The organism is Desulfofustis glycolicus DSM 9705 (genome assembly GCF_900130015.1).
Classification (GTDB): domain Bacteria; phylum Desulfobacterota; class Desulfobulbia; order Desulfobulbales; family Desulfocapsaceae; genus Desulfofustis; species Desulfofustis glycolicus.
In genome coordinates, this window is the sequence record NZ_FQXS01000010.1 from 108,754 (window position 1) to 129,258 (window position 20,505).

Sequence of the window (20,505 nt, forward strand, 5' to 3'; positions counted from 1 at the left end):
CTTACTCTCCTCCTGCCGTATATTCTTCATCAATTTCAAACAAGTCAGGCGTCGAGCGATGAACGCCGATGCCGTGTTCCATCAGGAGCATCACGAGCTGTTCGCCATTCATCAGGGCGATGGGGGTCTTGTCAGACTGGGCAGCTTCCTTGACGGCTCCTGAGCTGAAGTCGCTCGTGGTGATGATCAAACCTTGTTCGTGCGCCCCCAGACTGCCGCGCACCTGCTGCACCACCGGAGCCTGTATGTTGTTTTTAATCCTCCACTTCTTGACCTGGACGGCCATCTTGATGCGGACCACGTCACCCACCACCAGGGTGCCCCGAACATCAATGCCGCCGTCGCCGCTGAGCTTGGTCACTTCGACCATCTCAAAACCCATCTCCGCCAGCAACTGTGAGATGAGCTCCTCGAACTCACCAGGCTTCATGTCCAGCAACCTCTCGCGCAGGGTTCTTCGAATCTGGTGGTTGTGCTGCTCGATTTGGAACGCGAGGCCTTGTCCCATCCATCGGCTCAGGCCCACATAGCCACGGCCGTGTTGGACAAAGCGAGGGCGCTCACCGCGTTTCTGCTGGCGTTTGATTTCGGTAATTACCTGGGCGTACATGGTGGCCTCGGGCGTTTTGCCGCCTGTCACTAGCCAACTTTTTTGCAGGGCCTTCTTGGTAATTTCCTTGTAATGCATCGGCTTCTTGCCGCCGAACTCCTCAAGCACTTTCTGAGCACAATCAGTGAACGAAAAACCAGAGTTAGGTTCTGGAGCCTTTTGGATGGTTGCAGGAACCGGCGCGGCGCCGCTCGATACTGAAGTTGAATCCCGAAGTGCGAAGGTCTGAGGACCGACCTTTATAAAAGGCGACTTGTCCCCATTGCGCTTGATGTCGGAGTAGAGGCGGGCGCTGACGGTGGCGTCTGGGGTCTTTCCTTCGGAGTGCCAGAGACCAGCAGCCATAATCCGCTCGGCAATCTCTTTAGCATGGAGAGGCCTTTCAGCTCCTTTCAAAATCTCCAATGCAGCAGCTTGCACATTCAATTGTATGCACCTCCCGCACCGATAATCTCCATCAGCTTCCCGTAGTCGGTCACCACGTCGTATTTCACGTGTTCGGGATCAATTTTGCGGTTGACCTCCGCAAAAAACTTACGGGCGCATTCGATTTTGGTTTGTTCGATTGCCCGCAGCTCCATGCTGGACATGGAGCCTTTGGTCTCGGCAACGAAATAAATGTGCTTGACCGAGCCTTCCTTGAAGGAAATGGCCCAGTCCGGGTTGTAGTCGCCGACGGGAGTAGGAATCAGGAAGCCTCTGGGGAGCTTTGCATAAACGACCACCTCGGTGCTGGTGTCCAGCTCTTTGACAAACTCCCGCTCAACCTTGGAGTCAGTAATCACGTAGTCATAGATGTGGTTCTTCAGCTTCTCGCTGGCTTTGGTAAAGTCCTGCTTGCTTTGGCCTGCAGTGAAAATATCGATATCGTGAGTCTCGGTAATGTTGTCGTAACTCAGCCGCTCGATGATGATCGTGGCCTTCTGCTCATTGATAAGCCGTGAGCTTTCGGCAATGAAATGCTCCGGGTTCTGCTTGAATTGCTTGAAAACCGCCGTCTGAACGCCGCTCAATATCTCGGCGATGGTCTTTCTTGTCAGTTGGGTGCTTTCGGCGACTTTCCCGAGCAAGTCATAGGTGACCATGGAATGGATTGAGGCATTATGGGTTTCGACTGATGTATTAGTCAGCGTGAATCCGTCACCGCTTCTGAGTTGGCCATCGGTGATCTGATTGCCCTGGACACCGCTTTGGATGGTGTATTGCAGCGGCGTCACTCGCAGCTCTTTGTCCAGAGCCTGGATGCTGTTTCGAATGAGTTCACTGGAATCAAATTCGACACGGTAGACCGCCTTTTGATTGATCCGACTCCAGAGCGCCTTAAACTCTTTTTTGTCGAAGTTGGCATTGAGCGGATTGGTCTTCGGCTTGCGGTCATCACCCACGTCGGGCAGCTGGGACTCGCTGAAGACGCTGTCGATCAGGCCGAAAATCTGCTCCGCATAAGAGGCGAGTTCGGGCGGAAGCGCCGCCAGGGTCCCATTGGCTTTTGCCTCGTGGTAGGCTTCGGCAACCTGATCAACGTCATCGGTGTAGTCGTTCTTGAGCAGATACTTGTATATCTGCTTGGCCAGGACCAGCGTAATTTCCAACGTGCCGGTTTCCGTGGTGATGGTCTTTCCTGTGAAGTAGGCTTCGTCCGCTTTGTGGGGGCGCGCAGAGAGGGAATCGCTGATCTCACGCTGAAGATTTCCGACAAAGTCCTTGTAGCTCTCACTGGCGACAACGGTAAGGATATTCACGTCATGGACCGTCGCCGGGTTGTCCATGCGGTCCCCATGCTGATTGACACTAATCCGCAACCCCCGGCCAACTTCCTGGCGGCGCGAGATCGTGTTGTCGCTGTGCTTGAGCATGCACATGACGAAGACATTGGGGTTGTCCCAGCCTTCCCGCAGGGCAGAGTGGGAGAAAATAAACCGGACCGGTTCCGTGAAGGAGAGCAGCCGTTCCTTGTCCTTCAGGATCAGATCATAGGCATCCACGTCATCGGAAAGCCCGGCTTCCTCTCCACGCGTCTTGAAGCTCGGATCGGTGAGCTTCTTGGTTTTCTTGTCGATGGAGAAGTAACCGTTGTGGGTGCGACCGACGGGAATACCTTTCAGATATTCCTGGTACATCCCACCATCCAATGGAAGAAGGCTTAAATATTCGGCCCTTAGCCGTTCGTACTCTTCTTCAAAAATCCTGGCGTATTCTCCCTGTTCATCGGCCTGGCTATAGTCCCGGTATTTGACCACCTCGTCGATAAAGAAAAGGGACAGCACCTTGATGCCCTGGGCAAAAAGAACCTGCTCCTTCTCAAGGTGAGCCCTGATCGCCTCCCGGATCTGAATCCGCCGGATAGCCATTTCCGTGATGTCGCCGGTTGCATCTCCCGCACACAGAACATGGCCATTGGTGAACTCCACCGTGTCCTTGTTGGCGTCGATCTGGGCGATAACAAAGCCGCGATATTGGTCCAGCTCGTTTGATTCAACGAACAGATCCTTGCCTTGCTCCAGGCGTTTGACGATCCGCTTGATCCCGCCGCCCTGGCGCACTTCCATTTCGATTCGGGCAACTGGTGCCTTTTGGGAAATTTCTATGGATTCCAGGTAGAGATAGGCGTTGGTGCCAGCCAGGCCCTTGACGGCAATTCCACGCACCGCGATCTTCTTCACCAGCTTCTGGTTATAGGCGTCCAGGGCATCGAGGCGGTGGATTTTGTTGTGCGTGGTCCGGTGGGTGGCCGAATAACGCAGGATCATCAGCGGTTTGAACTTGGCCAACGCCTCCAGCGTCTTTTTGCCCTCCATCTTCTGTGGTTCATCCAGGATCAGGATAGGGCGGTTGCTGCTGATCACATCAATAGGCTTGCGCGACTGGAAGTCGTCCAACTCGTCATAGATGCGGCGGTTATCCTTTCCCGTGGCATTAAATGCCTGGATATTGATGACCATGACATTAATGCCCGCATCGGAAGAGAAGCTTTCCAGATGGTGCAGCTGCTTTGAGTTGTAGGCAAAAAAGAGGGCCTTCTTGCCGTAACTCTCGGTGAAATGCTCGGCGGTAATTTCCAGCGACTTGAGCACGCCCTCGCGGATGGCTATGCTGGGGACGACCACAATGAACTTGGTCCAGCCGTACCGCTTGTTCATCTCGAAGAAGGTCTTGACGTAGCAGTAGGTCTTGCCGGTCCCGGTTTCCATCTCGACATCAAGATGAAGGGGGCAAATGGTTTTCGCTTCCTTCTTGTATATGGCTGGTGCAGCTACATAAATATCTTTGCGAGAATCTTTTACATGGAAATCATCTAATGCCTGTGACAAAGGTAGGTTCTGCCGTCGCTGCACTGCCTGGATGTTGGCGAGCAGCTGGGTGTCGGTCAACTGAATGTCGGCGTTCTTGAAACCTGACAACGCTAAAAATGAAGTCTGGTATTGGCCTTGCTCATCCCTCTTTCCAACTCCGGGATCAATACGATATGCAATACCAGTGGTATTCACCTGCGCGGCAAAGCAGTCAACCACGGACTCAACAGCGTTAGTCTGATAGGCCTGGACTTTGAACTTCAGTTTCATGCCAAGCCCTCCTTATATCGATTTCACTTCAGTGCCTGGAGACAACTGTTTGAAGATCTGCTCCACGTTGATCTTGACGGCATCGGAGACAAAACCGGTGTCACGGAACACAACTCTTAGCGGCTCAAACCGGGCCAGCTCCTTGACCAAGTCCTCATTCACGCTGGTATCGAAGCAGGCGACAAGATCGTAGGGCGGCTCATTGACAAAGAAGACAGTCTTGCCCTGGATGGTCTCTTTTCGGATGGGCAGTGAAAGATCCACGCCCCAGTCCAGCAATACCTGAAATAACAGGTCTTCGGGTTTACGGTCCGGCTTGATGTTGTCGGAGTATAACTTCAACTGGCCTTGCTCGATGGCGTCCGGTTTATAGTAGACGTCGGTCATGTTGGATGAATCGATTTTGAGAACACGGAAGCCGATATCCTTTTTCCAGCCTTCATGGCATTCGCCTTCGAGAATCTTTTTGCCAGAGCGGCGGATACGCTCCTTGCTGATTTCTGCAATGTTTTTGTAATTAGCTTTAAATGCCTCTGATTTCTCGTCGCAGAGTTCAGGCAGTTGTGCCATGATGAACCTACGGTTGCCGCCGTCTTCTGCATTGAGTTGCATAACGGCATGAGCGGTAGGAGAAGATCCAGCAAAAAAATCGAGAATAACATCATTCGACGAAGTAATTTGTACAAAATGCTTGATTAACTTAGATGGCTTTGGAAAAGAGAATATCTTTCCATTACCAAACATTTCGTTAATTTCTCCAGTTCCGGCCTGAGTATATGGTCCCTCACAAATAGAAAACATTTTTGATCCGCGAATTTGTCCATCCTCGTCCTTTAAATATTGTTTATAATCAACTGTCCATCCACCCTTCTTCTGCGTGAATACGAGCTCATCTTGTTCTAGAGCGTTGTCCACTCTTTTCTTTGACCATTGCCATTGTTTTTCTGGCCATATTTCAAGTCCTCTCCACTTTATTGGGAATCGTAAATTGGGTCGTTCATCCATACTGTTAGTTGCAAGAGGCTGTTTTCTGTAGGGCCCTCTAAAGTTGAATTTTTCATCTTTGAATTTGTAATATTTCAATACGCCATCATCAGGAGGTAATACGATAGTTCCAAGATTATCTTTACACTTTGCATACATCATCACATATTCATGAAGAACAATGACATGCTTTGATTTTGCCCCGCCCCCATAAGACTTTTTCCAAACGTTAACAGCTACAAAATTCTGTTCTCCGAAAATCTCATCAAGGACTTTCCTTAAATTATGCACCTCACCATCGTCAATACTGATAAAAATCAGCCCATCATCTCGTAGAAGGTTTCTCGCCAGTCTCAATCGTGGATAAATCATTGAAAGCCAATCAGAGTGGAATCGCCCATTTGCCTCTGTGTTTGCTATCAGCCGATTACCTTCCTCATCCTTCTGATTCGACCTTATCAGGAATTCTTTTGCGTTTTCCGCAAAATCGTCCTCATAAATAAAGTCGTTACCCGTGTTGTAAGGTGGGTCGATGTAGATCATCTTGACCTTGCCGAGGTAGGTCTCCTGGAGCAGTTTCAAGGCCTCCAGGTTGTCGCCCTCGATAAACAGGTTCTTCGTGGTATCGAAATATACACTCTCTTCCCGACAGGGGCGCAGGGTCCTGGCGATGGGCGCGTTGGCGGTGAGCAGGGCTTCCCGCTTGCCTGGCCAGTTGAGGTGGTAGCGCTCCTGCGGGCCTTCCACGATGGACTCGGATAACTCCTGCCGCAACTGGTCGAAGTCGACTGCCAGCCTTAACTGACCGCCTTCGCCCTGGCCCTCGGTCACGCAGTCGGGAAAAAGCTCGCGGATACGGGCGATGTTTTCCTGGGTCAGGTTCGGGGAGTGCATTTTCAATTTTTCCATAACAGTAACCTTTGTAAAAAAGGCATCATGCCCATTTTTATATATGACCATGCCAAATTGGCCGATGCCGCCAATCATCTGGAAAACCCATATGGCGGTCTCTTACGTCTGGGTGTTTGGTCAATAGTATCCCTAGCCGTTTTTTCCAGCTGTGAGGATTGATCTGGTCCATCAAATACGCCAGCATAACCAATGTGTTGTAAAGCCTTTTACCATCCTCAGTATTGAAATTTTCCAAGAGCTCCGAAGGGGTCAGTCGCGGGAGTTTCCATGCGAATACAAACTCTCGGTTCCATAGCCTTGCGTGGTGAGCACAAAGATTGCGGACTATACTCAGGTGGTGCAGAAAGGAGGTCAGATTGACTTCATCAAGACCATAAACCTTGGCGATTGCGTTCCGATCTTTGCCATGACACAGATTCGAATACCACTTGGAAAGCTGCCCGAGAGTCATTATCTCGCAGATAACCCACAGCGGCGGCAACCCCTCATCATAGACATCGAAATGGCGGACAAAGACCTCAGAGCTGGAGCGGACTACTTCCTTCAGGTTACGGACATTCTCTTCATGTGACCAGCGTCCCTTTTTGAAAATGCGACTATCAAGGTGCGCATGGGGGCCGTAAGTGTGGGAAAGGTAGTAGGCCCAGCGCGTGCGCAACGATACCTCAAGCCGTTCGATGGCGTCCATGACTAACAGGCGTAGTTCCCGGTCAAAAATATAGTGCTCTAGAACTGTGTTGAAACAGGTACCGGGTTTGAAGAGGTGGGCTGGGTGATCTTGCTCGTACGGTAACCAATAGGCGGCTAATCGATAGTAGTTCAAGTGGGAGAGATAACGCTTAACTCGCTCCGGGTCGGTTATCTCCATTCCCCTTGAACGGAGGAGATCGACTTGTTCCTCAAATGTCTTGGGAGGCTTAGAAAATCTCAATGCCATCCCCAATAAAAAAAGTAACCCCCCATGGTGCGCAGAGCTTACGAGATGCGTGGGGGGTGTTGTTCGAATTGAAAAATTGATAAAACAAGTATAATCCCATTGATTTGATTTAGCAAAGATTATTGTTTCAATTCCGCCAATATTCCTTTTATTGTACGCAGTTCAGCATTTATCTCAATTTTGCGGTTAAATTGTTTCTCTTTGCGGAGCCGGGCCTCACAGCGCTCCAGCTCACGGTGCTTGAGCCTAATGAGCTCCATCCGTTCCACCTGCTCTTGTAGGTCTTCGCCCGGCCGTGCCGGGTGCGGCATCAGGGGCAACAGCAAATGGCCGTAGAGTGCTTCGAGGTCGAAAACCATTGGCAGGGGCTTGCGTGGCGTATCGGTGGCTGTCCAGTCGCTATTGAAATATTCGCTGATAACCCACTTGCTGGCGTCCGCTTCACTCGGCCGCTTAAAGGCGGCGACAGGTTTTGCTTTCCCGTCGAACCGGAGCTCATAAATGATCGGGAAAGGAATGGCCAGGTCAATGCAGCGCAGCACCTCGGGTTTGAGTTCGTCCCCTTTGAGCGTAATACTGAAGATCTGGATTTCAGGCACGGCCTTTGATGCCTTCAGGTTGACTGTCTCCGGGGCAAGCTTATGCTGCCAGACGATCTGTTCTACCTGCCGGACAAATAACTGTCTGACAGCGTTAGTTATACTTCCATGCTCGTAGATTTTGTTCTTGGGCAGCACGCGTCCGAAGGCGGCGGTCTTTGGATAATCGAAGAGCACGGCTGTCATCCTTCCTCCTGCACCACAAGAAAGGCGACGAGCTCAAAGTCATCGAGCCCGGCGATGGTGTTCACCAGGGCGGTGGTTCTGCCGCCGGAGAACAAGCTGTCCAGATCCTTTTCCTCCTTGACGTCGATCATCGAACGAATGGCGGTACTTAGCAGGTCGGAACAAGCCTCCATGTTTCGGCCTTCGTCGGTCTGCTGATTGAAGAGGCGACAGACCGCCTGAATGGGGTCCGGTTGTCCCTTGCAGCTGGATCGCACCAGGTCGAGCAGTGTTTTGACCTCGGTGTGGTTGGCGATGACCTGGCCATCGCCAGAGATATAGATCAGGTAGTAGGGATGCAGCCGGTTCTGCTGGTTGATGTTGACCGCATGGTTGCGGTTGCGCAGGGCAAAGATAACACCGGGGTGCAATCCCATTGTGGGCCGGGCTGGGACAACCGCATGCATGCCATTAGGCACGTTGGCAAGGTCGCCATTGGTTTTGACATAGTTCAGCAGATCCATCCGGAAGTCGTTCAGGCCAAGATCGGTGATGGAAACACCCGTTTTAAGGTCTTCCAGTTCGATCACCTCTTCCTGCAAGCGCCGGAGTTGCTCCTTTCGATACGAAATCTCGCTGCTTTTTGCCGTGAGGACGTTGTCGTCGCCGGTGGCCGTTACGTCGGCAATAACCATCCGGTTTTCAACCCGTTCCTTGAGATTGATGTATTCATCCAAAGAAATGTCGGGCCAGTAGTTCACCAGCTGGATGGTTTTGTTGATGGAGCCGATGCGGTCGATCCGACCGAATCGCTGAATGATGCGAACCGGATTCCAGTGGATGTCATAGTTGACCAGGTAATCGCAGTCCTGAAGGTTCTGCCCTTCGGAGATACAGTCGGTGCCAATCAGCAGGTCCAATTCAGCTGGTTCATTTGGCAGCACCTGAGCCTTCTCCTTGGCGCGAGGAGAAAAAAGCGTCAACAGCGACTGAAAATCATAATTCTTTCTGAGGGTTGATTTCGGCGTATCTTTGCCGGTTACTTTTCCGGTGTGCAGCCTCTGCGTTGCCAGTAAGGTACCCGCCAGGTTGTTGTAGAGGTAATTCGCTGTATCGGCAAAGGCAGTGAAGACAAGAACTTTTCTATTGCCATCATTGATAGGGTTTTCAATCTTGCTGAGAATCAGGGACTTGAGGTGTTGCAGCTTGGCGTCGTCCTCGGGCGTGACTTTTGCCATGGACTCCAGCAAGGCGTTAATGACTTCCAGATCAACCTTCAGATCGTGCTCCCACGAAGGAAGATCCATGTCGGCAAGGTTTATCTTCACCTTGCCGCCGATCTCGGCGTCATCCGGAACCGGGATATCGTCCTCTTCGGCTTCGAGGTTTGCCAGGCTATCGGTCCAGTCAGAGACACTGCCAGCATTGCCTGTGACCCTGAATGAATTGATTTTGCTCAGGGTACGGGCGTGGTTGTCGTGCAGGCTTTTCAGGGTAAGCCGAAAAGCCTCAACCGAGCTTTCCAGGCGTTTGAGCAGATTGGTCGTCATCAATGCCTGCAGGCTTCGTTCGCGGTCCGCCTGCTTCAGCTTCCCTTTGCCACCTTCCACCTGCGTGTCGTACAGGTCTTCATATTTTTTGAGCCGACTAGGCAGGATGTAGCTGATCGGCGCATAGACAGCGAGCTTGAGCAGCGAGAGATGTTCAAAGATCTCGTTAAAGCTCATGACATCCGTGCGCCCGGTCAATGGGGAATGAAATGACAGCGGTTTGCGGCGCTCGGGAAACTGGCCAATAGCACTGGTGTCGTAAAAGGTTTGAATGTGCTTGCGTGAACGGGCAATGGTGACGCTGTCAAGCAGTTCAAAGAAGTCAAAATCAAGGGAATCCAGAATAGCTCGCGCCGTGCGATCCTCGGGTGCCAGTTTTGACCACTGGTTGAAGACCGTTTGGGCATTGCGGAAGATTTCTTCCACTGATCTGCCCGTGCGCAGCTTCTTGCTGAGATTTTCAGAGTCGCCTTCGTACGCCAGCGCGAGTTGATTGCGCAGATCATTGAAGCGGTTATTGACCGGAGTAGCGGACAGCATCAGAACCTTGGTTTTAACGCCCTGGCGGACGATCTGGTTCATCAGTTTCTGATAGCGGGTTTCCCGGTCTTTAACGGCATCGTTGTTGCGGAAATTGTGCGATTCATCGATGACGACCAGATCATAATTACCCCAGTTAACGCGGTTCAGAGGAATGCCGAACGACTCTCCCGAGGTGCGGGAAAGGTCGGTGTGGCATAGAACGTCATAATTGAAGCGATCCCTTGAGAAAATGTTGGTCGTCAGGTTGCTGTTGTAATTAAGCCAGTTGTCTGCAAGTTTCTTGGGGCACAGCACCAACACCGAACGGTTGCGCAGTTCGTAATACTTCACAACGGCCAGAGCCGTGAATGTTTTACCAAGCCCCACGCTGTCGGCAAGGATGCAGCCGTTGTAGGTTTCCAGCTTGTTGATAATGCCTATGGCGGCATCACGCTGAAAGTTGAAAAGCTTGTTCCAGACCAGTGTATCCTGATAGCCCGTCCGGTCGTTGGGCAGGACGTCTTCGTCGATATCATCGAGAAAATCACTAAAAATGTTGTAGAGCATCAGGAAATAGATGCGCTCGGGTGAATTTTCCTTATAGACCGACGTGATATGATCACAGATCGCGTCGGTCACATCTTCAAGTTTTGTCGGGTCACTCCAGATCTGGTCAAAAAGCTGAAGGTATGTCGACGTAAAGGCCGTCTCGTCTACCCGGTTGACGATGTTGGAAACGGCATCACCCTGCTGATATCCCAGATCCACGGCGGTGAAACCATGCAAAGGCATATATGCCGCTTCTAGCGAAGGCCCCTGAATGCAGGCAAACTGTTGCATCGGGGATTTGGTTTTGTTGGAGCGGAATCTGGCTTTGCGGCCCATCCATTCGGCACACTCGCGGGCAATGGCACGCTGGGTGAGTTTATTGCGAAGCTGGATTTCAAATTCGGAGCCGTAGAGGCTGCGTTCCCGATTGGCCTTGGGGATGAAAAACTCTCGGCGTTCTTTTCTGAGTTTGTCGGTGACTTCGTTAGGAACGAAGGTCGGTGCCGTGAAGATAAATTCCAACGACTCAATCTTTGCAAGCTCGGACTTTAAAGCTTCATAGGCATAGATCGAAAAGCACGATGCCGCGATTTTCAGTTTAGCCTTGGGGTGGATGGAAGCCTTCAGATCGTCACCCAGTAAAGAATTGATGTTGTCGATGATCTTCATCTGCCATGTTCCTATCGTTTTCTGCAGCTGTTTAGACCGGATATATACCTTTGTTGTGTACGCTAAACAGTTCCGGCATACAAAGGTCGTACCGCTTAATTGCTCCGTTTTCAACCTCGAAGAGAATAACCGCTGTTATCTCTTCTGTATTGTTTTGGAAGAGCAGGGCACAATCTCTTCCCGGGTTTGGTGTCTCGAGGGCGCCCAAGCCGGCAATCACCTTTGATCGAGTTGCGATCACTGACTGTATTTTACCTACCAGGTATTCGCTGATTTTCTCTCGGCCAATCAGCTCTTCAAAAACATACTGTGACGCATAACAACAGTCTTTTGCTAACAGCTCCAGGAACTTTCGGCAGTCCAACCGATTCCAGGCCTGAGCGTAAGCGGTAGCCGCCTGGCTCTCTGTCAATGTGTTATTTTCCATTGGCTTCTCTTTAAATAAGAACCTGATGTTACAGTAACGCTGTTATTCAGCCACTCGGCTTTTGGCCGTTTGAATTAGCCTTGTTAATCGCGGTCTTCGACTTTCTTCAACAAATTGACGTTTGACACTATCTCCGCCCATAATGTTGGATTTCTACCTGCTAATTCGGTTAAAATCAATAAAAGGTCCTCCCTGTCTATTCCCAAGTGAACACGTGTTAGACCTCCTCCGGCAGACGAAATGTGAAACATGAATGAAAGCGGTTGGTGATGTGACCTTCCTACTATTGCCGAACAATCTTTCGTTTCGAGATTGAGGTCTGTCGAAGTAGCCCCTCCCCTTGACGCTTCTGATTTATTTAGTTTTATCCATCCATCGATACGAGGGAAAAATTGAATATCCGTAATCATATTCCTCTCCTTCTAGTCAAAATTTGTTCTGGTTTTTGCTCCCGTGAAATCCTTAACTATAACAAACCTTGTTCTCTGCTCCTGGTCACTCTTGTTGTATAAACCAAAATGCTTCGCTAACGCATCAAGAGCTTTCAGTTTGTCGTTGAACCTGATTCGCTTTATATATTTTGTCCCTGGCCCCGACCCGTCTCCTTTAACCTCGAACACATCAATACTCGCAATCACCGAAGCCTCTTGAGCATCCAGCGTGGAGATATCACGAAGCGCGTTATCCTCGTCAAAGAGCTTACGGGGGTCAAAAAAAGCGATCCGTGCACACTCGCGCAGAACCTTTTCGGATGAAACGTCTATTTCCGCCATCATTTTATCCCGCAACTCTTCAACAGTGGAGGTAACGTAGAGGTCCTTTAGCAGTTCGCTGGCCATTCTTTTTACGCTTTCCGGCTTCATCCTCGCTGTATTATAGGCAAACCTATAAGCTTCCGAAGCATTACCGGTTTCGACATATTTATGAGCAAATTTCTCTTTTTTGATCGTCCGTCTTGAGCCCATGATTCCTCCCATCGCTTTATTCCTGTATGAGTCATTTCGCATCGGGATATTGTCCTGCCAAAATCTGCCATTTTTTCCAACTGATAGGCTGATGAATCGGGCCGATATACCTTGCAATAACCTCATAGGGAGCCTTCAGTTCAAGCAGCGTATCAAGGATCGACTGGCCGCCATCCCACCATTTGTATCTCTGTTTGCAGTCAAGGGGGATCCGCAATAAGCCGCTTCCGTCGAAGTATGGTTGTTCTTTGCCACGACCATCTTCTCTTCTCAACAAAGCAAGAATGGCACCCTTGTGCTCCCTGATGACAGGTTTGATGGTCGCAACCGCCGATTCCTTTCCCGCGATCCTGATTGTATCTGGTGGGGATAGTGATATAACCACACCCAATTGACGTACCCTCTCCATAATTGCTTCCGTAGTCATATCTCTTCCTCAACATCTTCATCATCACCACAAGCAATCACGGTACATATATCCGTTCTCTCGCTCAGAAGTGTCGGAGTGGTATACACCTCCTGCATATTCTTCATTTTCAATGGCTTATGCGACATGGTATCCTGCATGCTTCCATGCACTTTTGTTATCCAAGGCATTTCGTCCTCGCGACGGAATCGAAGACCCAAAACCATCGTTCCTTTTTGTTTGCGCTCCTTCTTTACTTGAGCTCCATAGGAATGCGCCGCATCCAAAATCATGGAACTGAATCGCTGCGAGGACAGGGCTTCGCGTCCGGCCCTTCTGCACCATGTCAGGTAATTGGCATAGAGCCAAATTTCTGAATTGCGGTAAAAGGTTTCGCCATCCACTCCGCGATACTCCTGCTTCACTCCAACCTGTGTAGCTCCGTGGTCATCCGGCAGACAAGTTTCTAGCATCCACTCAAGAACAGGGTTGTTGTAGCAGGCGGCTTCGAGATTCGCCTGGCGGGTTCTGGCCGGCATCTTGTTAAAAATTTCTTGCACTTGGGCATAGCTCAGAGCAAGAGCCCAGTTGATTATCCCCGGGGCTTCGGGGTGTAACAATCCCTCTTCCCCGCCGCGTGATTGCCAGGCTGCTCGTTCTTCAAGTGTCAGGCGTCGGGAAAACTCAACCGTGATTCGGCGTCGCTCAATGCCGCTGGTATAGTCCTTGGTTGCCAGCCGCTCGTTACTCATCATCAGGGTCTGCCCCCTATAGATAAACGAACTGTTTTGCTGCTTGTTTTTCCGCTCCAACCGAAGGGGATCTTGGCCAGTCATAGACTTGAGGACCGACACCGACCCTCCATATTTGTCGCATTCTTCGATAGCCACCAAGCGTTTCCCAAAAATGTTTGACCCCTCAAAGCGATTGGTTTCCAATTGCTTTAACGTGGTTGTGGTGGCGTTGTGCTCGCCAACGAGAAAAAAGACCAAGCGGCCGAAAGTACTCTTGCCGGTTCCAGCAGGGCCGATGAGGTGTAAAAAAACTTGCAGTTCGGGCATACCTGTCAGAAGCGCATTGAGCCAGGCTCGGAGAAGCTGGATGGTCTCCTGGTCTCCGGAGACAGCGTGATCGAGCCAATTTAGAAAATTTGGGCAATGAGATTCGGGTAAATAATCAAAGGGGATTATCCAGGTCGTTGCCGTATCCGGAGTCAAGGGCAATAATTTTTTCGTGTCTCGATCGAGCAGACCGTTGTTGAAAGGAATGAGGTTACCGGGAAATTCCGGGAGCAGATTCTTGCCGTTTTTCTGAATGAGCGCAGCCACACCTGTCTGATACGAGTTGGTGAACCCGACGTCGCCGGTTCCAATATAGAGCAGCAGGGTAACCACCTGATCGAATTTCTCTGGCCGACATTCCTGCCAGTATCCTTCTTTGTAATGATACCAGCATGAACCTTCATTGCTGTATGCGAAGAAACCTTTTAAGGCTTCCGCGACGATCTGGGCGGCCAACGATTGAGGGGCGAGTTTGCGTTTACCCTCCTGCTCTTCCTTGACCAGAACATCATGAAAATGTTGTAGTTTCTCTTTTAATGCAATAGGGCATGTTGGATAGGTTACCGGAAATGAAGGAGATGCAGGCGATGCCTCATTTTTCTCGGCGTTCGAGAGGTAGAGCGCCATGTCCTTATCAAGTAGACCGAGGTTGACCTCGTTGTTACGCTTTTTTAACTCGCTTCTGACCCGAACAAACTCGGCTCTATCCTTTTTACTCAAATCAACAAGCAGTCTGAGATTCTCGGGTAAATGCGGCGCACCATGATCAGCAACGACGCGCTCGAGCAAGAGGTTGACGTCATTTTCTCTTTGCGAGCCATCCACCTCCTCATGATGCAGAGATCGAGCAATACATTGACTGACGCTATCCAGTCCATTTTGAACCGCCAGGTCATTGAAGTCATTCATGTCGGGTTGCCGGTTTGGGCCGAAATCCGGGACGGCCAGCTTTCCGGAAATCTCCTCTGACGCTTCTACTGCCCGGGGATTCGGCTCGTCGCGATCTTTTAACAGATCCGCCAGTAGAACAATTTCCGCGAGAGGGTACCTGTGCCGCATTTGTTGTGCTACGGAAAGGAGATTTTGGCATGACAGAGCCGCCACGGCTGGATACCCAGTCGCGGCAGTTGCTGATAGGCAGGTTGCCACCCCCTCACCGATGAGGATCGGTTTCTTGAAATCGGGACCCGCTGGAAGACGTTCTGTTGCCCAATAGCCGTCCTTTTTTCTACCTGATAGCAGGGCACTCTTACGACCCTCCTGGTCGATTAACTCGACTGTGCTGATAATGTTATTTACCTTTACCGGGATTACCAAAATACCCCCCTCTGATAGCGGTTGATCGTTCGCCCTTGGGGTGTACCCGATGATGGTTTTTAGGGTTGTAAGGCTAATCTTTCGAATCGTGGTTACGGCTTTTACCCCTTTTTTTTCAAGATAAGGGTGCGAATCCGTTGATGGACGAGATGCATGCCATATTCTGGACGCAATAGTCGCTGCCTGCTGCTGTTTGTGATTTTTTTCAGCAATTTTAGTGTTCGGTTGGGTTCTGTGGTTGTCAATAATGCATGAAGAAGAGGTTTGTTTTGATTGAGAGACAGGCCAGCAGCCCCGTTCTTTGATGGCAGCAATTACAGATTCTTGCGAACATCCAGCGTGGCATTTAACGAGAATTCGTCCGTGTTCTCCTTCGTCAATACTGAGGCTGGGTGTGTTGTCATCGTGAGCCGGGCATAAGCATATATATCCTTTGTTGCCTGCAGAAGTTCCCCCTAATGCTTGAGCTATTTTGTCGATATCAGTCATGCTTATATCCCCATTTGTTGATCAGGGATTTTATCCATGAGTCAGGTATTACTCCATAGGTCCCGATTTTGACTAGTGTGCGTTTTGCCAGTGCTCGCATATGTTGTCTGTTGGTAACAATGAGGTGACAATAGATGAAACTATTGGTTTTAAGTTTCGCAGTTGCACCGTATATGCGATTTATGGATTTATTTATGCTTTCAATCATGGTTATCTCTTGATCTGAACAACAATAACCAACAGGATGGTTGTCGTGTTTTGTAGATCTTTTACTATCACCTTGGCCGAGTATGGTGTCGTGTGTATTCACGAACTAATTCTGGAATATACATCGTACGTCCTCCAATTTTCGTAGGTGGAGGACCTTTTCCATTACTGTTCCAAACGGATAGAGTCTGAGGCTTTATTCCAAGATAAGTGGCGGTCTCTTCAATAGTCCAAAGCTTATCGTGATTGTTTGCAGAATTTCTGATTTCTTCAAGTATAACGCGCCGGAGAACATCCTCAATCTGGTCTAAAAGATGTTCTTTTTCTTCAAATAAATCGTCCATTTCCGTCCCAATACAATATGTAACTCGCTATTCTTGTTACTTCGCCTTTTCGAGACACAACATCGATCATTCTGGTGTTGATCTTGTATCCCATTTTTCTGAGTTCGAATATTACGGCTGCTGGTCGAGTAATTCCCTTATCAAGTGCATCGATGGTGGTCATCGGACCGTACGATAATAACTCTAGCACCATCATCATCTGATTATCTTTTTTTCTACGATTTTTTTTATCGACGGCAGCTGTTTGGTCTATAGAAATCGTATGGCTTCCACTTTCTGTTTTTGGGTCGGCGTAGCTATAGACGGATCTGTCTTGACGATTAAAAAGTGTAACAAGTGTTTTTCTGATAAAATTTTTCATCGGAAATTTCCTCCTCGGTTGCCTAGCAATTCATCCCTGCTAATTGTTGGTGTTGAAGCTTTAATCCTGTTGATTTCTTCGACAGGGATCAGAAGTGTGTTCCCTGCCTTAACGGCTTTGATTTTCCCTAGTCTTATTGCGGCTCGAATCCAATTCGGAGACCTGTCGAGCTGGTTGGCAGCACAGGCTTCCCGAACCGTAAAAAAAGGTTTCATCGTAGGTTCCTCCCCTCTTTGCTTGAGCAACGTAGTTGCGCGTGTTAATCGTTAAACACAAAATACCGACGATAAGACGCATGGTCAAGGCTAACTATTTGTAAACAAAGGGAAATAGACTAACCCCATTTTGGAAATGGCGTTAGTCAAAGGAGGGATTATGGAAAATCGAGCCAAATATCAAAGGGAGTTGCTCGATAGAATTCTCGAGTTCGCTAACGAGAAGGATGGGAGGAAACTACCAACGATGCTGTTGGATATTGCGCTAAAAAGAGGTCTGAAAGCTGGCATTCTATTTTCTCCAAATCGCAACATATTACATTTATGGAAGTTATATGGAGACGACTCCGACGTACTTTTTGAGCATGCACGTGGAGCACAACTTGCAACTCGCCTGGCCCTAGAGTGTATTGTCGAGAAAATGCCAGTGAGTTTTCAGTCGCAGGGTGGCTCGATCAAGCAAGATAACCAAGGGTTTAGTATGTTGGTTCAGGACGAGGGGGATGAATTTGTGATAGTAAATGTTTTGAACCAACTTATGCTGAATCCATCAACTAAAGGGATAAGACAGTGTCCCGGATGCGGGTGCTTTTTTCTGATTAAGAAATCCTTTGACCAGAGAGCGTGCGGAAAAGTCTGTAAGCAGCGAATTTACCAGGCAGGTCTATCGAAAGAGAAGAAGAGGGCAAATAGGTTTAGGCGAGCTGAGTTATACAGAGAGAAAAAGAAATCGAGTATGATCTCTCGGAATGAACAGGAATAAAGTTAGAACCGGCTTAGAACCGAAAAAGAAAAAGGCTTACAGGAATTCCTGTAAGCCTTTGATATTGATGGTGGAGCTAGACGGGATCGAACCGACGACCTCTTGAATGCCATTCAAGCGCTCTCCCAGCTGAGCTATAGCCCCACTCCGGCTGTTGGTGCGATGGAGATGTGTCGTATACCAGGGATTCGTGGAGCTTGTCAATAAAAAATCGGAACGGCGGGGGCTTTCCATTAGTCTTGCGTAGCGGCCGGCTAACTGGTATCATCGCGAGTTTATCATCCAATCGATCCGCTTTTGCGCCAGTTTAAGGATAACAGGAGCGAAAGCGCTGGGTTGACAGGTAGTGTCTCGATATTCCACCCGATAAGGAAAGACTATATGTACTCGCCATTCAATTTTTTGTTCGGCTGGTTGTCCAACGATCTGGCTATTGATCTCGGTACGGCAAATACGGTGCTTTACGTCAAAGGCAAAGGGATCGTGCTGCGGGAGCCATCGGTGGTCGCGGTGCGGCAGGACGGCCGGATGAACAAGGTGCTGGCCGTCGGCCAGGAGGCTAAACTGATGCTTGGCAAGACACCGGGCAACATCAGTGCCATCAGGCCGATCAAAGATGGTGTCATTGCCGATTTCGAAGTGACCGAGGCGATGCTCCGCTATTTTATCAAGAAGGTGCATAACCGGCGGACGCTGGTTCACCCGCGCATCATCATCTCGGTGCCGTCCGGTATCACCCAGGTCGAAAAGCGAGCCGTCAAGGAATCGGCGGAGTCGGCCGGTGCCCGTGAGGTGTACCTGATCGAGGAGCCGATGGCCGCCGCCATCGGTGCCGATCTGCCGATTACCGAGCCGACGGCGAACATGATCATTGATATCGGCGGCGGCACCACCGAGGTAGCGGTTATCTCGCTGGCCGGCATCGTCTATGCAAAATCGGTACGGGTGGCCGGGGACAAGATGGACGAGGCGATTCTGCAATACATCAAGCGGCGGCACAACCTGGCCATCGGAGAGCGGACCGCCGAGTTGATCAAGACCACCATCGGCAACGTGATGCCTGAAGAACCCTATGAGACCATGGATATCAAGGGGCGGGATCTGGTATCGGGGGTGCCGAAGACCATCACCGTCGGAGCCGACGAGATCCAATCGGCCATTGCCGAGCAGGTCGATGTAATCGTCGAAGCGGTGCGTGTCGCCCTCGAGGTGACGCCGCCGGAACTGGCCGCCGACATCGTCGACCAGGGAATTGTCCTGACCGGTGGCGGCGCACTTCTGAAAAACCTCGACAAATGCCTGAAGGAAGAAACCGGGATGCCGATCATCGTTGCCGATGATCCGTTGTCCTCGGTAGTGCTCGGCTCCGGCAAGGCCCTCGACAATATCGAGATCCTGAAAGAAGTCTGTATAGACTGAGTCAGACGAGACACACCCTTTCCCGGGACGGCAAAGCAGGTGTCATTCTGCCGTGAATACGCAAGCCAAGGATAGGAAGAGCAGGACCAAAACGCTGCGTTTCCGGACGCTGCTCCTGTTTCTGCTTTTATTGTCGCTGTGTCTGGTCCTCTTCGCCTCGACACTGGGCGGCCGCTTCGGCGCCTTTCACCAGGTGACGCTCGAGGCGCTCGGCCCGCTGCAGTCTGCGGTCTCCCGGGTGGTTGCCGAGGTCGGACGGGTATGGGACAGCTACATCGATCTGGTGCATGTCCGCCAGGAGAACGTGCGCCTGAAGACGCTGCTGGTTGCCTACGAAGAAGAACTCGCCAAATACCGGGAGTCGTATGCCACCTATCTGCGTCTCCAGGAAGAGCTGAGTTTTCGCCAGGCGACCGACTTTCCTCCTCTGACGGCCCGCGTTATCGGCCGGGACCCCGCCTTCTGGTTTCATACCATCATTGTCGATCGCGGCGAGACGGATGGCGTGATGGAAGGTATGGTGGCGCTCACAGCGCAGGGTGTTGTTGGCCAGGTCATCCAAGTGTCGAGCAATTACAGCAAGATTCTGCTGGCTATCGCGCCGAGCAGCGCTATCGATGTGTTGATTCAGAAAAACCGGGTCCGCGGCATCCTCAAAGGGGCTGGTCAGGACGGTTATGTGCTTCATTACGTATTGAAAAATGCTGATGTCGGTCAGGGCGACCATGTCGTTACAGCGGGTATCGGCGGCTTGTTCGCCTCCGGGATTCCGGTCGGTGTCGTATCCGAGGTGCAGCGCCAGAAACGGGGCATGTTCCTGGAGATTGCCGTCGAGCCGACCGTTGATTTCCAGCGTCTGGAATTCGTTCAACTCAACCTGTCGCTGCAACAGTCGGTGTCCCAGGAGCGTATCGTTTCCGGTGGCAGGTAGGTCTTAATGCGAACCGTCATTTTCTTTCTTCTCGCCGTTTTTCTGGTCGTCTTGCAGACAACGGTCCTGCAACTTGGACACGGTTGGCTCCGCGCTCCTGATCTGGTCTTTATACTCGTTTCGTTTATCGCCTATCGGTTTGACTGGTTGCGGGGGCTGGTACTCGTCTTTGGCTGCGGCTGGATGATGGATGTGGTGGCGGCAAGTTCCCCGGGAATATTCGTTTTCGAGTATCTGCTCGTCTTCCTGGTGCTGAGCGTACTGGCGAAAAACAGCCCGGTCAAGGAGTCGGCCTACCAGGTACCCCTGGTCGGTCTGGCCTATTTCGTGATCCAGGTGCTGATCTATGGTGCGCTGACCGTGTTCGACGTCGAATCACTGCCATCCTGGTCATGGGGGCGATTGACCAGGGAAACGGTAATTGTCGTGGCCGCCACTATCCCCGGTTTCGCCTTGTTCAACACGTTATACGAGTATCTGCAGCAGCGCAGGACGGTATCGCGCATTATTCATCGAAAATCCGGTAATCGGTTCAGATAG

General features: G+C 50.5%; 17 protein-coding genes and 1 tRNA gene. 4 read left to right on the plus strand and 14 right to left on the minus strand.

What is annotated here, in order from left to right:
- Window position 1: 1 nt before the first annotated feature.
- The 13 genes from BUC26_RS10050 to BUC26_RS10110 form a co-directional block, all read right to left on the minus strand.
- Window positions 2-1,030 carry an HTH domain-containing protein gene (locus BUC26_RS10050; RefSeq protein ID WP_244155830.1) on the minus strand — a complete coding sequence of 343 codons (1,029 nt, stop codon included), beginning with the start codon at window positions 1,028-1,030 and terminating at the stop codon, window positions 2-4.
- A gap of 2 nt (window positions 1,031-1,032) precedes the next feature.
- On the minus strand, window positions 1,033-4,173 hold the full coding sequence (locus BUC26_RS10055; protein WP_073375715.1) for a type III restriction-modification system endonuclease: 3,141 nt from the start codon (window positions 4,171-4,173) through the stop codon (window positions 1,033-1,035).
- A 12-nt stretch (window positions 4,174-4,185) separates the two neighbouring features.
- Window positions 4,186-6,066, minus strand: a complete 1,881-nt coding sequence (locus BUC26_RS10060; RefSeq protein WP_073375717.1) for a site-specific DNA-methyltransferase — start codon at window positions 6,064-6,066, stop codon at window positions 4,186-4,188.
- Window positions 6,067-6,103: 37 nt separating this feature from the next.
- Window positions 6,104-6,937: an Abi family protein gene (locus BUC26_RS10065; RefSeq protein WP_208609764.1), complete on the minus strand. Its 834-nt coding sequence runs from the start codon at window positions 6,935-6,937 to the stop codon at window positions 6,104-6,106.
- A 188-nt stretch (window positions 6,938-7,125) separates the two neighbouring features.
- Window positions 7,126-7,791 (minus strand): DUF4391 domain-containing protein, encoded by a 666-nt coding sequence (locus BUC26_RS10070; RefSeq protein ID WP_073375721.1) that lies wholly within the window; start codon window positions 7,789-7,791, stop codon window positions 7,126-7,128.
- Window positions 7,788-11,060: a helicase-related protein gene (locus tag BUC26_RS10075; RefSeq protein WP_073375723.1), complete on the minus strand. Its 3,273-nt coding sequence runs from the start codon at window positions 11,058-11,060 to the stop codon at window positions 7,788-7,790. Before BUC26_RS10075 ends, BUC26_RS10070 begins: the two co-directional genes overlap by 4 nt.
- A gap of 31 nt (window positions 11,061-11,091) precedes the next feature.
- Entirely contained in the window at window positions 11,092-11,487 is a 396-nt protein-coding gene (locus tag BUC26_RS10080) for a nuclear transport factor 2 family protein (RefSeq protein ID WP_073375725.1), read from the minus strand.
- An 83-nt stretch (window positions 11,488-11,570) separates the two neighbouring features.
- Window positions 11,571-11,897, minus strand: coding sequence for a hypothetical protein (locus tag BUC26_RS10085; RefSeq protein WP_073375727.1), 327 nt, complete (start codon window positions 11,895-11,897; stop codon window positions 11,571-11,573).
- 12 nt (window positions 11,898-11,909) lie between these two features.
- Window positions 11,910-12,464, minus strand: coding sequence for a terminase small subunit (locus BUC26_RS10090; RefSeq protein ID WP_073375729.1), 555 nt, complete (start codon window positions 12,462-12,464; stop codon window positions 11,910-11,912).
- Between the two features lie 19 nt (window positions 12,465-12,483).
- On the minus strand, window positions 12,484-12,879 hold the full coding sequence (locus BUC26_RS22970; protein ID WP_073375731.1) for a hypothetical protein: 396 nt from the start codon (window positions 12,877-12,879) through the stop codon (window positions 12,484-12,486).
- On the minus strand, window positions 12,876-15,725 hold the full coding sequence (locus BUC26_RS10100) for a phage/plasmid primase, P4 family (protein WP_073375733.1): 2,850 nt from the start codon (window positions 15,723-15,725) through the stop codon (window positions 12,876-12,878). The genes BUC26_RS22970 and BUC26_RS10100 overlap by 4 nt, the downstream gene beginning before the upstream one ends.
- A gap of 275 nt (window positions 15,726-16,000) precedes the next feature.
- On the minus strand, window positions 16,001-16,276 hold the full coding sequence (locus BUC26_RS24530) for a helix-turn-helix transcriptional regulator (RefSeq protein ID WP_161949834.1): 276 nt from the start codon (window positions 16,274-16,276) through the stop codon (window positions 16,001-16,003).
- The gene (locus BUC26_RS10110; RefSeq protein WP_073375735.1) at window positions 16,260-16,637 is read right to left on the minus strand and encodes a helix-turn-helix domain-containing protein; all 378 of its coding nucleotides are present in this window, start codon (window positions 16,635-16,637) and stop codon (window positions 16,260-16,262) included. The genes BUC26_RS24530 and BUC26_RS10110 overlap by 17 nt, the downstream gene beginning before the upstream one ends.
- 375 nt (window positions 16,638-17,012) lie before the next feature.
- Between BUC26_RS10110 and BUC26_RS10120 the strand changes: the two genes are divergently transcribed.
- The gene (locus BUC26_RS10120) at window positions 17,013-17,615 is read left to right on the plus strand and encodes a hypothetical protein (protein ID WP_073375739.1); all 603 of its coding nucleotides are present in this window, start codon (window positions 17,013-17,015) and stop codon (window positions 17,613-17,615) included.
- Between the two features lie 68 nt (window positions 17,616-17,683).
- Here BUC26_RS10120 and BUC26_RS10125 read toward each other — a convergent pair.
- Window positions 17,684-17,759, minus strand: a tRNA-Ala gene (locus tag BUC26_RS10125).
- 237 nt (window positions 17,760-17,996) lie between these two features.
- On the opposite strand from BUC26_RS10125, the gene BUC26_RS10130 reads away from it, so the two are divergent.
- Genes BUC26_RS10130 through BUC26_RS10140 form a run of 3 tightly spaced genes read left to right on the plus strand, consistent with a single transcriptional unit; the run spans window position 17,997 to window position 20,505 of the window.
- Window positions 17,997-19,034, plus strand: coding sequence for a rod shape-determining protein (locus BUC26_RS10130; RefSeq protein WP_073375741.1), 1,038 nt, complete (start codon window positions 17,997-17,999; stop codon window positions 19,032-19,034).
- A 52-nt stretch (window positions 19,035-19,086) separates the two neighbouring features.
- Window positions 19,087-19,965, plus strand: coding sequence for a rod shape-determining protein MreC (mreC, locus tag BUC26_RS10135; RefSeq protein WP_073375743.1), 879 nt, complete (start codon window positions 19,087-19,089; stop codon window positions 19,963-19,965).
- Window positions 19,966-19,971: 6 nt separating this feature from the next.
- Complete coding sequence (locus BUC26_RS10140; RefSeq protein WP_073375745.1) at window positions 19,972-20,505, plus strand: rod shape-determining protein MreD; 534 nt, start codon at window positions 19,972-19,974, stop codon at window positions 20,503-20,505.

Excerpts from the sequence above, each read along its gene's own strand:
- BUC26_RS10085 (WP_073375727.1), bottom strand. The coding sequence starts at position 11,897 with ATGATTACGGATATTCAATTTTTCCCTCGTATCGATGGATGGATAAAA.
- BUC26_RS22970 (WP_073375731.1), bottom strand. The coding sequence starts at position 12,879 with ATGACTACGGAAGCAATTATGGAGAGGGTACGTCAATTGGGTGTGGTT.
- BUC26_RS10060 (WP_073375717.1), bottom strand. The coding sequence starts at position 6,066 with ATGGAAAAATTGAAAATGCACTCCCCGAACCTGACCCAGGAAAACATC.
- BUC26_RS10055 (WP_073375715.1), bottom strand. The coding sequence starts at position 4,173 with ATGAAACTGAAGTTCAAAGTCCAGGCCTATCAGACTAACGCTGTTGAG.
- BUC26_RS10140 (WP_073375745.1), top strand. The coding sequence starts at position 19,972 with ATGCGAACCGTCATTTTCTTTCTTCTCGCCGTTTTTCTGGTCGTCTTG.
- BUC26_RS10065 (WP_208609764.1), bottom strand. The coding sequence starts at position 6,937 with ATGGAGATAACCGACCCGGAGCGAGTTAAGCGTTATCTCTCCCACTTG.
- BUC26_RS10100 (WP_073375733.1), bottom strand. The coding sequence starts at position 15,725 with ATGACTGATATCGACAAAATAGCTCAAGCATTAGGGGGAACTTCTGCA.
- BUC26_RS10075 (WP_073375723.1), bottom strand. The coding sequence starts at position 11,060 with ATGAAGATCATCGACAACATCAATTCTTTACTGGGTGACGATCTGAAG.
- BUC26_RS24530 (WP_161949834.1), bottom strand. The coding sequence starts at position 16,276 with ATGGACGATTTATTTGAAGAAAAAGAACATCTTTTAGACCAGATTGAG.
- BUC26_RS10070 (WP_073375721.1), bottom strand. The coding sequence starts at position 7,791 with ATGACAGCCGTGCTCTTCGATTATCCAAAGACCGCCGCCTTCGGACGC.
- BUC26_RS10130 (WP_073375741.1), top strand. The coding sequence starts at position 17,997 with ATGTACTCGCCATTCAATTTTTTGTTCGGCTGGTTGTCCAACGATCTG.
- BUC26_RS10120 (WP_073375739.1), top strand. The coding sequence starts at position 17,013 with ATGGAAAATCGAGCCAAATATCAAAGGGAGTTGCTCGATAGAATTCTC.
- BUC26_RS10110 (WP_073375735.1), bottom strand. The coding sequence starts at position 16,637 with ATGAAAAATTTTATCAGAAAAACACTTGTTACACTTTTTAATCGTCAA.
- BUC26_RS10080 (WP_073375725.1), bottom strand. The coding sequence starts at position 11,487 with ATGGAAAATAACACATTGACAGAGAGCCAGGCGGCTACCGCTTACGCT.
- BUC26_RS10090 (WP_073375729.1), bottom strand. The coding sequence starts at position 12,464 with ATGGGAGGAATCATGGGCTCAAGACGGACGATCAAAAAAGAGAAATTT.